13 protein-coding genes are annotated in these 14,385 nt (G+C 39.9%); 8 read left to right on the top strand and 5 right to left on the bottom strand.

What is annotated here, in order from left to right; genetic code table 11:
• Positions 1-21 precede the first annotated feature (21 nt).
• The 5 genes from N0B29_RS10590 to der are packed head-to-tail and all read right to left on the bottom strand — an operon-like array spanning position 22 to position 6,565.
• Positions 22-2,361 carry a tetratricopeptide repeat protein gene (locus tag N0B29_RS10590; RefSeq protein WP_263833696.1) on the bottom strand — a complete coding sequence of 780 codons (2,340 nt, stop codon included), beginning with the start codon at positions 2,359-2,361 and terminating at the stop codon, positions 22-24.
• A 1-nt stretch (position 2,362) separates the two neighbouring features.
• Complete coding sequence (gene serS, locus N0B29_RS10595) at positions 2,363-3,607, bottom strand: serine--tRNA ligase (RefSeq protein WP_263833697.1); 1,245 nt, start codon at positions 3,605-3,607, stop codon at positions 2,363-2,365.
• 8 nt (positions 3,608-3,615) lie between these two features.
• A complete protein-coding gene (trpS, locus tag N0B29_RS10600; RefSeq protein ID WP_263833698.1) occupies positions 3,616-4,581 on the bottom strand; it encodes a tryptophan--tRNA ligase in 966 nt (321 codons plus the stop codon).
• Positions 4,582-4,590: 9 nt separating this feature from the next.
• Entirely contained in the window at positions 4,591-5,094 is a 504-nt protein-coding gene (locus tag N0B29_RS10605; protein WP_263833822.1) for a shikimate kinase, read from the bottom strand.
• A gap of 28 nt (positions 5,095-5,122) precedes the next feature.
• On the bottom strand, positions 5,123-6,565 hold the full coding sequence (der, locus tag N0B29_RS10610) for a ribosome biogenesis GTPase Der (protein ID WP_263833699.1): 1,443 nt from the start codon (positions 6,563-6,565) through the stop codon (positions 5,123-5,125).
• A 180-nt stretch (positions 6,566-6,745) separates the two neighbouring features.
• Here der and N0B29_RS10615 point away from each other — a divergent pair, with 180 nt between their 5' ends.
• From N0B29_RS10615 to N0B29_RS10650, 8 genes are all read left to right on the top strand, one after another.
• Entirely contained in the window at positions 6,746-7,639 is an 894-nt protein-coding gene (locus N0B29_RS10615; protein WP_438874164.1) for a DMT family transporter, read from the top strand.
• Complete coding sequence (gene kdsA, locus N0B29_RS10620) at positions 7,636-8,436, top strand: 3-deoxy-8-phosphooctulonate synthase (protein WP_263833701.1); 801 nt, start codon at positions 7,636-7,638, stop codon at positions 8,434-8,436. Before N0B29_RS10615 ends, kdsA begins: the two co-directional genes overlap by 4 nt.
• 1 nt (position 8,437) lies before the next feature.
• Positions 8,438-10,528 carry a 5-histidylcysteine sulfoxide synthase gene (ovoA, locus tag N0B29_RS10625; RefSeq protein WP_263833702.1) on the top strand — a complete coding sequence of 697 codons (2,091 nt, stop codon included), beginning with the start codon at positions 8,438-8,440 and terminating at the stop codon, positions 10,526-10,528.
• 74 nt (positions 10,529-10,602) lie between these two features.
• Entirely contained in the window at positions 10,603-11,211 is a 609-nt protein-coding gene (locus N0B29_RS10630) for an acetate uptake transporter (protein ID WP_263833703.1), read from the top strand.
• A gap of 74 nt (positions 11,212-11,285) precedes the next feature.
• A complete protein-coding gene (ribH, locus tag N0B29_RS10635) occupies positions 11,286-11,750 on the top strand; it encodes a 6,7-dimethyl-8-ribityllumazine synthase (protein WP_263833704.1) in 465 nt (154 codons plus the stop codon).
• A gap of 9 nt (positions 11,751-11,759) precedes the next feature.
• On the top strand, positions 11,760-12,167 hold the full coding sequence (gene nusB / locus N0B29_RS10640; protein WP_263833705.1) for a transcription antitermination factor NusB: 408 nt from the start codon (positions 11,760-11,762) through the stop codon (positions 12,165-12,167).
• A complete protein-coding gene (gene pyrF / locus N0B29_RS10645) occupies positions 12,167-12,850 on the top strand; it encodes an orotidine-5'-phosphate decarboxylase (protein ID WP_263833706.1) in 684 nt (227 codons plus the stop codon). The genes nusB and pyrF overlap by 1 nt, the downstream gene beginning before the upstream one ends.
• Before the next feature lie 16 nt (positions 12,851-12,866).
• Positions 12,867-14,354: an AsmA family protein gene (locus N0B29_RS10650; RefSeq protein ID WP_263833707.1), complete on the top strand. Its 1,488-nt coding sequence runs from the start codon at positions 12,867-12,869 to the stop codon at positions 14,352-14,354.
• Positions 14,355-14,385 lie beyond the last annotated feature (31 nt).

Here is a 14,385-nt window from a genome sequence, read left to right on the forward strand (position 1 = left end):
AAAAAACCTTTACATGTAAAACTACTTTACAAGTGCAAAGCTAAAATATTGTGAGATAAAACCAATATTGCCAATCGTTCGATACTGGGCATTTGCCGCTTCAAAATTTCCTACTTCTTGATACAATAATCCAAGAGCATATTTACTTTCAACATTGCTAGGATCGGTCAGCTTCGAGAGCTCTAAAAGAGCGATAGCATTATCGCTATGTTCTGCGCCAATGGCAGCTACAGAAGCTAAGAAGATTGTGTGTGTGTCTTTCTTTTGAAAATCATCCATCAGTTTATTGTAAAGGGTAAATGCCTCTTCAAAATTGTTGGTGTAGATTTCCATATAGGCAAGAGTCTGCATAATCGAAGGAATATCCACACGTTCTTCTTCCATCTTTTTTCGAACACTATCGCGTTTTTGATGCAATAATCCACCAATTTGAAGGAGCCTAATGTATTGTTCTTTAACAATCTTAGGTCCATAGTAAAAGGCATCGTAATCAAGTGGGAGATGGTTGAACTCGATCTGAATGGCTTTGGCATAATTTTTAATATCTTGTTTTTGATGCTTGATGTTAAAAGCTATGATATTGGCGATAATATCTTTAGGCAGCAAAGCTTGAAGCTTTTGTGTACCCAGACGGTACATACGCTCGTTCCCCAATTTCTGTGCTGCTATGATGTTGAGCATAAGGCTAAGAGGGCTGTCTTCTTTTTCTTGTTCCAGCCAACGCGTGAGTGAAAATTGGTTACCATCGGTGAGATGGATGAGTGAGCCGTAAAGATTGTCTTTTTCTAGAGTTGTATTTTTACTCAAGCTCTCTTTAACATCTTCAGAAAGTTTGGTGATGTCCTTTCCTATCAAATTACCACTCATAAGTGCAAACACACCTGCGAGATAATTGTTACTATCAAGGTGGTAACTTTTTGAGAAGTGTTTATAGGCTGCGGCATAATCACCCATTTGGGCATACGTTAGCGCTAAATTGTAGTGTAAAATAGAGTGGTTTTTGTACTCTTCAACCATTTTTAAGAAGATATCATTGGCTTCATAGACATGAAAATCAAGCGCTTTTTTAATCCCTTTACTAATGGCGATATTGACTTTAGAAATGGTCGAACTGGCTTTCAGATAAGAAAGTGCAGGTCCTATTTCATCAATAAAGATGTTCATACTTCCTTTTCTAATGTAGTCAATGGTTTGTTTGGCATCAAAGACTTTATAAGGTGCATAGTAAAAGATAAGGCTATAGGTATTTTCATCATCAAAAAAGAGCTCTTTTTCAAATTCAATTTGTGCTTTATCGACATCGAACAATGAAGGTTTAAGGATAGCTTTCATTTTATAAATGGGTTTGGCATCGGTGTCTCGCACTTTATAGACTTCTCCCATTAAAGAAGCTGTATTGCCAAGGTTTCCAAGTTTATTTTCAACCATAGCCAGTGCCATTTTAATTTTAGGATTTTCACGATCATTTTGAAGAGCTTTGAGTAAAGAAGCTTTGGCTTTATGGTATTCACCCAGTTTGGCATGCAATAGTCCAAGGGTGAATTGATCGCTCTCTTTTTCAATCTTTTCAAGTGTTGAGAGTGCATACGCGTTATAGTTAAGAGAAGCTAGAATTTTTGAAGAGAGATAGTCTTGATCTTCTTTGTAATAGTCAGTTACTGGGTGTGTTATAGCGCTAAGTGCCTCGAAATAAAAATCTTTGTAGTAGTGAACAAGACCTACATAATAGGAGTAGAGGGGGGCATTGCTCTCTTCGGGGAGATAGGCAAAGGCAAGGTCTATGTAATAGTTAAAAAGCTTATCGTCTTTCATCTCAAGCGCACAGACTGCGGCATTGATCGCACTAATGCAGCGGTGTTCTTTGTTTTGTATGGCTTTTTTAAATGCTTCTAGCGCTTCAGAAAAATTTTGCTCTTTGAGTTTTGCGACGCCGATATTGTAGTAAGAGATAGCCTCATTAAAGGTGGCAATCTTTTCATAGATTTTAAGGGCATCATCTTTGTTGCCTTTTTCATACAACAGATGCGCCTTTTTAATCATGCCTTCCAATTTTGAGGGTGAGAACTGCTCTTTAGTAACAGGTTTTTCAACAGCTTTTTCAACGACAATAGGCTCAGGCGTTTTATGTTTATTTTTAATGATGACAACAATTGCAATGATAATACCAAGAAGAAGTACGGCACCAAGAACCAAAAAGATGAGTAATTTCTTCTTGGATTTGATTTTTTGTTCATCATCTACTGTTTGCGCAGCCGAAGCAGCCGCTGTTTCCTCAGCATTTTCTTCCTCTATGGGCGCAAATCCCTCTTCCGTAGTGGCTAAGGGATCGGCTTCGAGTATGACGACTGCTTCTTCTGCCATGTTACATGTACTTTTTCAAAACTTCAGGGATAGCAATGCTGCCATCTTCCATTTGGTAGTTTTCCATAATAGCAATCAGCGTTCGACCGACTGCCAAAGAGGAACCATTGAGGGTGTGAACCAAACGGTTTTTACCGTCATCTTTAAATCTGATTTTAGCGCGTCTTGCTTGGAAGTCGAACGTGTTAGAGACCGAGCTAATTTCGCGGTATCTGTTTTGACCTGGCAGCCAGACTTCAAGATCAACGGTTTTGGCTGCACTAAAACCAAGGTCTCCTCCGCAGAGCATCAAATGACGATGAGGAAGTCCTAAAGAGGTTAGAAGATCTGAAGCACAAGAGAGCATCTCTTCAAAGACGGTTTCGCTCTGCTCTGGCGTGGTGATGCACACCAGCTCAACCTTGTCAAATTGGTGTTGGCGAATCATACCGCGTGTATCTTTACCTGCACTGCCTGCCTCTTTTCTAAAACATGCTGAATAAGCCGTCATTTTTAGAGGGAGTTCTTCTTTGGTTAAAATCTCATCTCTGAAAAGATTGGTCACAGGCACTTCAGCGGTGGGGATTAAGAAGAGATCCTCACCATCAATTTTGAAAAGATCATCTTCAAATTTAGGAAGCTGTCCTGTTCCCATAAGGGTTTCACGGTTCACGATGTAAGGAACGGCAACCTCTTGGAATCCTCGTTTAGTGTTAAAATCAAGCATATAGTTAATAAGAGCTCGCTCTAACTTTGCGGCTTCATTTTTCAAAACACTGAAACGGCTTTTTGCAAGCTTTACGCCACGCTCAAAGTCGATCCAGTTTTGTTTAATGTCAATATCCCAGTGCTCTTTTGGGGTAAATGAAAAAGTTTTAGGCTCAAGAACACGCTTTAACTCAACATTGTCATTCTCATCTTCACCATCCGGTACAAGAGAGGATGGCATATTGGGGATGATGGTTGCGAGTGCTTCTAATTTTTCTTCTAAGCCCCTTACAATTTCAGTTGACTCTGCTATTTTTTCTTTATTTAAAGAGAGTTCTGCTTTAAGGGCACCCACATCTTTACCTTCTTTGGCATAAACACCAAAGAGTTTACTTTTAGTATTTTGTTCTGCTTGAAGTGGCTCTAAAACAAGACGTGCACTTTTAAGTTCCAATGAAATGGCACGAAGTTCTTCCAACAGAGATTCATCTACTTTTTTCTTTCTAAGGCTTTGTGCCACATTTTCAAAATCATTTTGTATCAGTTTAATATCTAACATACTTTCCCTTAGCGATAAATTCCAACGAGATCACGAATGAGGCGCATCTTTTCAGTGGCGATTTTACGAGCCTTGCTTGCCCCTTCATCTAAAATAGCCAACACTTCATCTTTATGTTCTAAATAGTACGCTCTTTTTTCACGAGCAGGTGCAAAATAGTCCCAAATAAGACCGTTCAGGTACGCTTTAAAGTGACCGTACCCTTCGCCACCTTTTTTGTAACGCGCCTCTAATGCAACTACTTCGTCCTTTTCCAAAAAGAGTTTAGCCAGTGCATAAACATTACATGTAGAGAAATCTTTTGGCTCTTCCATCGGTGTAGAGTCAGTCACGATGCGAGAAGTTGCTTTTTTGAGCTCTTTATCGGTGCAGAAAATGTCGATGGTGTTGCCATAGCTTTTACTCATTTTTGCGCCATCAAGTCCAGGAACCGTTGCAACATTTTCATCCACTTTGAACTCGGGTACTTTAAAAATTTCACCAAAGTCATTGTTGAATTTAATCGCAATATCACGCGTAATTTCAACATGTTGAATCTGGTCTTTTCCCACAGGAATGACTTCTGAGTCATAAAGTAGAATGTCTGCTGCCATCAAAACAGGATACGAAAATAAAGAGTGATTGGCAGCAATTCCTTTAGCCACTTTGTCTTTGTAGCTGTGGGCTCGCTCAAGCAAACCCATAGGTGTATAACCTGAAAGTACCCAGTAAAGCTCTAAAACTTCTTTGACATCAGACTGTGCCCAGAACGTTACTTTGGTGTGGTCGATGCCCAAAGAGAGAAAGTTGATTGCGGCGTCAAGCGTATTGCTTTTAAGTGCCTCGCCATCTTTTAAAGAGGTGAGGGCATGATAATTTGCAATGAAGATAAAAAGATCGCTCTTTTCTTGAAGATCGATCATCTGTTTGATCGCGCCAAAATAGTTACCTATGTGAAGCGCACCAGAGGGTTGAATGCCTGTTAATACTCTCATAAACCTGTCCTACTCTTTATCTTTTTTCTCTTTTAAACTCAGTAATACAATTAAATCACGCACGATTTCACTCACATTTCGATCTTCAACATCAATGATGATGTCAGCTTTGGCTTCATAAAGTGAAGATCGCTCTTCAAACAAAGCTTTCGCTTTTGCCTCATCAGTCAGAAGTGGGCGTTTAGCCAGTTTGAGATCGGCATTTTCATGCTCGCGAAGACGTTTTAAAATGCCTTCAAATGAGGAGCGAAGGTAGACAATCGTTCCGATTCTGTCCATATTGTCAACTTTGAAAAAGCCACCGCCTGTTGAGATGATGGCATTTTTAACATTTTTTTCCAGCCATTTAGCGGTTTTTTTCTCTAACTTACGAAAGTAGGCTTCACCCTCAATTTCAAAGATAGCTTTGATTTTTCGGTTTTCCATACTTTCGATGAGATCATCGGTATCAAGACCAAAACGTTTGGTCTTTTTGATAAGTGCTCTAGCAATGGTACCTTTGCCAACGCCCATAAAGCCGATAAAGACGATATTTTTATTCTTAGGATTCAGCACCGTTCTCTTCCTGTTCGTTATCTCTCTCACCTTTTGCACGTGGGTAGAGCAAAATGGGTGAACCCTCTAAACTGAAGTTTTCGCGCAATTTATTAGCAAGGTAGCGTTTGTAACTAAAGTGCAAAGAGCGAGGTTTGTTCATAACCAACGCAATGCGAGGAGGTTTGGTTAAGTATTGTGTTGCAAAATAGATTTTGACAATTTTTGAGTGATCGCTTGGGATCTGATGTCTAATGGTCGCCTCTTTAATAATCTCATTGAGCTGACGGGTTGGAAGATGCTGCGAGTAGTTAGCATAGACTTCCAAGATCATATCTTTGATTTTAGAGACACGTTGTTTGCTCTTAGCAGAGACAGTAATGAGAGGTGCGTAAGAGAGAAACTTAAAGCGGTGTCTCACTTCTGCGGTGATTTTTTCATAATCATCCATGGCATTATCCCATTTGTTAAGCACAATGATACAGGCCAAATGGTTCTCTTCAACAAGTCCTGCGATACGTTCATCGAGTTCTAAAAATGGTTCGCTGGTGTCTAAAACAAGCAACGCGATGTTGGCACGCTCCAGCATCTCTTTGGTTCGCATAAGTGCGAATTTCTCGATGCCCTCAATCTTTCCACGACGACGAAGTCCAGCGGTGTCGACAAAGTTGATGACTTTATCTTCATATTCGATGCTCTCATCCACTGGATCAATGGTTGTACCAGCAACGCTGCTGACAACGGCTCTTTGTTTGCCAACAAGGGCATTTAGAAGTGAGCTTTTACCGACATTGACACGTCCGATGATAGCGACATTGATTTGATTGGTTTCAACTTCTTCTACCACTTCAGGGATGACGTCTTCATCTTCCTCGGCAAATTCATCTTCATCTTCCCAGTCATCTTCAAATTCGTCACTCTCTTCATTTTCTTCTTCGCTTACGGGAAGTGTAGAGCTTTCAGGTGCGGGTAAAAATTCACCGATCCATTCCAAAAGAGCACTCACGCCTCGGTTATGAGAAACGGAGATTGGGAAGACATGTTCTGCGCCAAATTCATCGAATTCCCAAGCGCGTTCCATCTCTTTATCGTTGTCAATTTTGTTGATGACCAAAGCGATCGGTTTTTTGCGTGCTTGAAGTGCATAAAAAATCTTTTTCTCTTCATCACTTGGAAGCATTTTGCCATCAACGACCATGATGATAATATCTGCTTTTTTAGACGCTTCCATCGACATGTTGTGAACATTTTCAAAAAGTTCTGTCGATTTGTCGAGTCCGCCAGTGTCTAAAAGAAGGCAAGGTTTTTCGGTGATATAGACTTTGTGTGTTTTAATATCGCGGGTTGTTCCACTAAAATCAGATGTAATCGCAATGCGCTGTTTCGCGATGCGATTAAAAAGAGAGCTCTTCCCCACATTGGGTAGCCCGATAATTGCTATTTTTTTCATAGTAACCTTTATTGCATAATTAGATTGATTATACTGTTTATTTGCTGTTATTTTGGTAAACTCTCACCATAAAGGCTCTGTTATGGAAAAACCAGAGGCCACGTTTAAGCTATAAACATCAACGGATTTTAACACAGAATTGATTAAGATTTCGTATTTATGGCGTTGAATGGAGCTATTTTGAGACAGTTTATAAGTGGGATAAACAGAGGCGTTTTGTTTATGCTGCTCTCTTCGTTTAGTTTTGCGTTTGATGGTGCTTTTGCCAAGGTCCTGTCTTCAGGGATGGATTCGGTTGAAGTGGTCTTTTTTCGCAATGGACTGACTATGATTTTTGTAGCCCTAAGCATTTTCAAACTTCCCATCAAACAAGTGGGCGGAAGACCTTGGTTGCTGCTTTTTCGTGCTCTCATTGGCTTCGCTTCCATGCTCGTTTTTTTCTACAATATCGCTCATATTCCTTTGGCGGATGCCATCACATTTTCGAGAACAGCGCCGATTTTTACCGCTATTTTGGCTTTTTTCTTTTTGAAAGAAAAAATTGGCTGGAAAGGTTGGGTGGCTGTTTTCATTGGTTTTTTAGGCATTGTTTTTGTGATGAAACCCGATGGAATCATGCTTTCCAAAACAGATTTTTTAGGGCTTTGTAGTGGCTTGGGTGCAGCGTTAGCGTATACGAGTGTTAGAGAGCTCAATAAAGTGTATGACACGCGTGTTATTGTTTTAGCTTTTGTTTCTACGGGCACTATTTTCCCTGCTTTTTTTATGATTTTGAGTGAATTTTTCCATACGCCTATGTTTGATTTTATGTTGGGACATTTTGTTTTACCGCAAGGTATTCAGTGGCTTTATATTGTTTTAATGGGACTCTCTGGTGCGATTGGACAGGTCTATATGACCAAAGCATTTGCGACCACCAAAGCGGGGATTGTAGGGGCGGCTGGGTATTCGATTATCTTCTTTTCGCTGATTATCGGTATTGTTTTAGGCGATGGTTTACCTGATATTGTTGGACTATTTGGTATACTCTTAGTCGTTCTTAGTGGAATTATTGTAGCAAAGGAGAAAGAGTGATTTTAATAGCAGGACCTTGTGTCATTGAAAGTAGAGACAACCTCTTTAGGGTTGCAGAAAAATTGATGAGCTATCACGAAGATAACACCCTAGATTTTTATTTTAAATCAAGTTTTGATAAAGCAAATCGCACCAGTATTGACAGCTTTAGAGGTCCTGGTATGGACGAGGGCTTAAAGCTTTTGGATGAGGTGAGAACGCAGTTTGGTTACAAACTTTTAACGGACATTCACGACTACACCCAAGCAAAGCCTGTAGGCGAAGTGGTGGACGTGCTTCAAATCCCAGCCTTTTTGTGTCGTCAAACCGATCTTTTGGTCGCGGCCGCAGAGACCAAATGTGTTGTTAACATCAAAAAAGGGCAGTTTTTAAATCCTGCTGATATGCGCTATTCGGTTAAAAAAGTTTTGGATACCAGAGGTGTCAATGAAGAGGGTTACGAAGCTGCGAAGAAGGCAGGCGTATGGTTGACGGAACGTGGCAGTACATTTGGCTACGGCAATTTAGTCGTCGATGCTCGTAGTTTTGTCATCATGCGTGAGTTTGCACCCGTCGTTTTTGATGCAACCCATTCAGTGCAAATGCCTGGAACTGAGGGTGGCAAAAGTGGTGGAAAACGTGAGTTTGTACGCCCCCTTTCGCGCTCTGCCGCAGCTGTAGGCGTGGATGGTTTCTTCTTTGAAACCCATTTCAATCCATGCGAAGCACTTTGCGATGGTCCAAATATGCTTGATTTAGATGATTTAGGTTTAGCAATCAAAGATATTAAAGCGATTCAAGACAGCTTAAAGGCATAAAATGCAACTGATCCCAACACGCAACATTCTTCTTAATCGTGGAGATGCGGAGCAAAAAAGAGCGGAAATTAGGGAATATTTTCTTAAAACCTATACGGTGTATGAGAAGCTCTTTGAGTTGATGAAGGACGAAGAGAGTTACTACCTCACAGCAGATCCTTTGCGCCATCCTCTTGTTTTTTATTTTGGTCATACCGCGACCTTTTTTATCAATAAACTGGTTCTTGCCAAGCTAATTGATAAGCGCATCAATCCAATTTATGAGTCGATTTTTGCGATTGGTGTGGATGAGATGAGTTGGGACGATCTCAACCAAGCCCATTACAAATGGCCACGTATTTCTGAAATTCGCGCTTACCGTGAGCACGTGAAAACGAAAATCTTAGAGCTTATTGACACGTTACCTCTTGTTATGCCCATTTCATGGGAAAGCCCTTTTTGGGCGATTATGATGGGCATTGAGCATGAGCGTATTCATCTTGAAACTTCCTCTGTTCTTATTCGTCAATTGCCGCTTGAGTATGTGTTGCCGAGCGATTTTTGGAAAGTCTGTCCTCTTGATACCCCTGTTGTTGAAAATCAATTATTACATGTAAAAGGCGCAACACTTCGTTTGGAGAAAAAAAGAGACGATGCGCTGTACGGCTGGGATAACGAATACGGTTTACATGTAAAAGAAGTTAAAGACTTCAAAGCGTCGAAATTCCTTGTCTCAAATGCCGAGTTTTTGGGCTTTGTTGAAGAGGGTGGTTATGAAAATGAAGCTTTCTGGAATGAAGAGGGGTGGAAGTGGAAAAGCTATAAAAATGCGACCATGCCGCTGTTCTGGCGCAAGAATGCTGAGGGTTATAAACTGCGACTAATGGCTGAAGAGATCGCGATGCCGTGGAGTTGGCCAGTGGAGATCAACTACCTTGAAGCCAAAGCGTTTTGTAACTGGAAAAGTCACAAAACAGGCAAACCTATTCGCCTCCCTAGCGAAGAAGAGTGGTATGTTCTAAGAGATTTACATGTAAAGGTTGACGAGCCGTTTTGGGATAGAGCGCCTGCCAATATCAACCTTGAATATTTTGCTTCCAGTGTGCCTGTTGATACCTTTGCCTTTGGCGATTTTTATGATGTTATTGGTAATGTATGGCAGTGGACTGAAACGCCTATTAATGGATTTGACGGTTTTAGTGTGCATCCGCTTTACGATGATTTTTCAGTTCCTACGTTTGATGATAGGCATAATATCATCAAGGGTGGCTCGTGGATTAGCACGGGAAATGAGATCATACGAGCTTCCCGTTACGCGTTTCGTCGTCACTTTTACCAACATGCAGGGTTTCGTTATATCGAATCAGATGAGCCTGTTGAAACCCATTCGGTTTTTTATGAGACAGACTTTGCACTCTCTCAAATCTGCGATGCCCATTTTGGAGAAATCGAAAAGAACTATTATGAGAAAATGGCTGAGTTTTGTATTGCTCTTGGCGGTGCAAAAAGCAGAGCCCTTGAGGTTGGTTGTGGTGCAGGTAGGGGAACATTTGCGCTTGCGCGTCATTTTGAAATGGTACATGGCATCGAATTTACCGCGCGAGTAGTCAGACTTGCAACTAACTTTAAAGAGAGTGGTAAACTCAAATATGCTCCAAAAGTTGAGGGCGAACTTGCCTCTTTTGTCGAGCGGAATTTAAGTGATTTTGGCATCAATCCAAAGGTTCAAAAAGTAGAGTTTTGGCAAGCCGATCCGCACAATATGAAGCCTTATTTTGACGGATATGATCTTATCTTAGCCAACGATGTCTTGGATACCTTGTACGATCCAGCTCTGTTTTTAGAGAAAATCAAAGAGCGTTTGAACCCTCAAGGATTTTTAGTCATTGCCAGTAGCTATGACTGGAATGAAGCTAAAACACCACGTGCCAAATGGCTCGGGGGCTTTAAGAAAAATGGCGAAAAATACAGCACGTATGATGCTTTAAACGAGCATTTGGCACCCTTTTTTGATTTACATGTAAAGCCTGTGGAAATGAATTTGAGTATCCATGAAAGTGAACGAAAAAAGTTTGTTAAATCTTTACATGTAAGTGTATGGAAGAAAAAGTAAAATGTCACACGATTATTAGATAATTATATTATAATACAAACTTTATTTTTCCATAAGAAAAAGGAGTGTGTATTGTGACTCAAGAAATTCAACACATTAAAAGTATTGTTGCCGACCCAACGCCATTAGGGCTTTTTGGTTTGGCTATGGTGACGCTTGTCGCTTCATCACAAAAACTGGGCATAACATCAGGTTTGTCTCTCATCTTGCCTTGGGCTATTTTTTTGGGAGCATTTGTTCAGTTGATTGCTTGTTTATTTGACTTTAAACACAACAATATTTTTGGTGCGACTGCCTTTGGAGCGTATGCCTTTTTTTGGTTTGGTGTGGCGTTTTCTTGGATGATTAAGATGGGTCTTTTTGGCGAAGTTCTTACGTCACAAGCCGATGGCAAACAGCTTGGTTTTGCGTTCATTGGGTATCTCATTTTTACGCTTTTTATGACGATTGGTGCGGTAGAGACCAACAAGGTTTTACTCGCAATTTTTGTTCTGATTGACCTTCTCTTTTTGGGACTGGTTGGCGATGTTTTTGGCTGGTCTCATAGTGCTCATACGCTAGCAGCGTATGCAGAACTAGGCATTGCTCTTCTTTCTTTTTATGGCTCAGGTGCCATTCTTCTGAATAAACATTTTGGTAAACCATTTTTACCGATTGGGAAGCCTTTAGGTATCTTTAAATAGTCTATACTGTCCTTCTAATCAAATTGTAACGAAAAATAGTGTATTATTAAGAAACATTTGATTGAAGGATAGTTATGAATATTATTGAAGGAAAACTCTCCCTTAGCGGCAATGAAAAAGTGGCAATTATTAACAGCCGATTTAACCATATCATTACAGATCGTTTGGTAGAGGGTGCAAAAGATGCATTTATTCGTCACGGTGGCGATGAAAAAAACTTAGACCTTATCTTAGTTCCGGGGGCTTACGAGATTCCTTTAGCCCTCGATAAAATTTTAAGCAGCGGCAAGTACGACGCAGTATGCTGTGTGGGCGCTGTTATTCGTGGAAGCACTCCGCATTTTGATTATGTTGCGGCAGAAGCAACCAAAGGTGTGGCAAACACAGCACTTAAATATCAAAAACCAGTCACATTTGGTGTTTTAACCACTGATAACATCGAACAAGCGATAGAGCGTGCAGGAAGCAAAGCGGGTAACAAAGGCTTTGAAGCTATGACAGGGTTAATCGAACTTATTAGCCTTTATAAAAATTTATAAGGAACTGTTTTGGCAACACGACATCAAGCAAGAGAGAGTATTATCACGCTTTTATATGCCGAGGACATTGGTAATGCAGGCATTGAAAAATTTATAGATGAACTTTTTGAAGAGAAAAAAATTCGCAATCAACAAAAAGAGTTTGCATTAGGACTTTACCGCGGCGTCAAAGAGCATTTAAGCATTATAGATGAAGCGATCAACCTTCATCTTAAAGAGTGGAACCTTAGTGAAATTGGAACGCTTGAGCGTGCTATTTTACGACTGGGCGCGTATGAAGTTTTGTATTCAGAACTTGATAATGCAGTGATTATTAACGAAGCGATTGAGCTTGCTAAGAAACTGTGTAATGAGACTAGCCCTAAGTTTATCAACGGCGTCTTGGACGCTATTTGTAAAGATGGGGAAAGCAAATAATGAAGCTCTGCGTTGCGCTTGATTTGCCGAGTAAAGAAGAAAATATTGCACTTATTATGAAGCTTAAAAGCGAAGATGTCTGGCTTAAAGTGGGGCTTCGCTCTTTCATTCGTGATGGAGAAGCACTTCTTAAAGAGATTAAAGCGATCAATCCCAATTTTAAAATCTTTTTAGATCTTAAAATCCATGACATCCCAAACACAATGGCAGATGCCGCAGAATCGATGGTCAGCCTTGGCGTTGATATGTTCAACGTTCACGCATCAAGCGGTGTTAAGGCAATGCGTATGGTTATGGATCGTGTCAATACTTTTTCTAATCCTCCTATTGTCTTAGCTGTAACAGCATTGACAAGCTTTGATAACGCCTCTTTTGAAGCGATTTATAAAACACCGATTGCGCAAAAAGCGGTTGATTTTGCTAAAGATGCTTATGCGAGTGGGTTACATGGCGTTGTCTGTTCAGTTTATGAGAGTTTAGACATTAAAGCGCATACGGCGTCTTCATTTTTAACGCTGACGCCAGGCATTCGCCCTTTTGGCGAGAGCAGTAATGACCAAGAAAGAGTTGCTGATCTTGCAACTGCAAAAGCACAACACTCTGATTTTATCGTTGTTGGAAGACCGATTTATCATAGCAGTGATCCGCTAGGTGTTGTAAAGAAAATTATCGAAAATATTTAGTTACTTAGAGGGGAAAATGTTTCAAAAGATTCTAATAGGTACGGTGTTGTTTTTTGCCTTTTGTCTGGTTACGTTTTTCTTTTTTATCAAGGTGATTGATTTTAATGAGTACAAGCCCCGTATTCACAAAGCTGTAAAAGAAAGTACGGGGTATGACGTTGTTATTCGTGGAGATGTAGCACTCTCCCTCTCTCCTTTTGGTGTTAGTTTTTCTGATATCGAAATCACCAATCCAACCTGTCGTTCTGAAATGCCTTTTGCCAAAATAGGTAGCTTTGATGTGGCACTCGACATGCCAGCATTACTCAAAAAAGAGATCAAAGTAAAACAGCTCTCTCTTGATAGTCTTGATCTTACCATTGCCAAAAATAAAGAGGGCAAATTCAATTATGAATTGGCTTCAACGCCTTCAAAAGTAGTGGATAAAAAGAGCAAAGAGAGTAATACAACACTTGAAAAAGAAGAAGGTTTTTCTCTAGCCAATATCAAAAAAATGAAGTTTAGCAATGCAAATGTCACTTATGCAGAAGATAATGTGAGTTCGAAGATGACATTTGAAAAGATTGACTTTGACATGAATGACATTAACTACGATTTAACAAAAAATAAATTACAGGGGCTCTCTTTTATTGCAGAAACCCATATTGATAAAATTCAGTACAGTGGTTCTTATGCCGTACAAGACATTGCAATGACATTAGAGATGAAAAATGCTGTTGCCGTGGCTGAAAACCTCAAATATACGCTCTTTGATACCCCAATTCAAGGAAGTGGAAAATTTGATGTCAGTGGAAAGCAGCCAAAAATTTCCATTAAAAGTAAAATCGTCGGTTTGAAATTAGCAAGTCTCTCAAAAGCACTTTGGAATAAAGAGATGCTTGAAGGTAATGCCAATGGTGATTTCAAACTTTCTTTTTTTGTTGGGGATTCCACTACTTTTAAAAGTACGCTTAATGGATTTGTACAGCTTTTTGGAGAAGGAATCACACTCAAAGGTTATGATATTGACAAAATTGCTCTTGTTGTTGACCCTTTTCAAAAAACAAAAGGTATAAGCCTAAACACACTTATAACGGGAACTGTTGAAGCTTTTAAAGGTGGAAATACACTGATTAAAGAAGCCAATACAAAAGTTGATCTAGGGTATTCTGAAATGAAATTGAGTGATGTCGCGTTAAGTACCCAGACAAATAGAATTGCTACTAAGGGTGCTATTAATATCGTTGAAGACAAATTGATTGATGTCAAAGTGGCGCTTTTAGATGAAAAAGGATGCGCGTCAGTAGAGCAAAAATTTAGTGGAACGCTCGCTAAGCCTTCACTTAAAATGGATGAAGCTACGGTTACAACACTGAGTAATGTCGTGCTTTCTTTTACAACAAAATCAAAATCAACCCATACACCTTCTAAACAAAATGATGAAAATTGCCCTGTTTTCTATGATGGAGTCATTAAGCATCCTCCCTTTATACCACCTGTAAGTACGCCTACAACAGCGGAATAAATTTTGCTTTTTTAGATCAAATACTGATCTA

The sequence above is a fragment of the Sulfurospirillum oryzae genome, from assembly GCF_025770725.1.
In the GTDB taxonomy this organism is placed as follows: Bacteria; Campylobacterota; Campylobacteria; order Campylobacterales; family Sulfurospirillaceae; genus Sulfurospirillum; species Sulfurospirillum oryzae.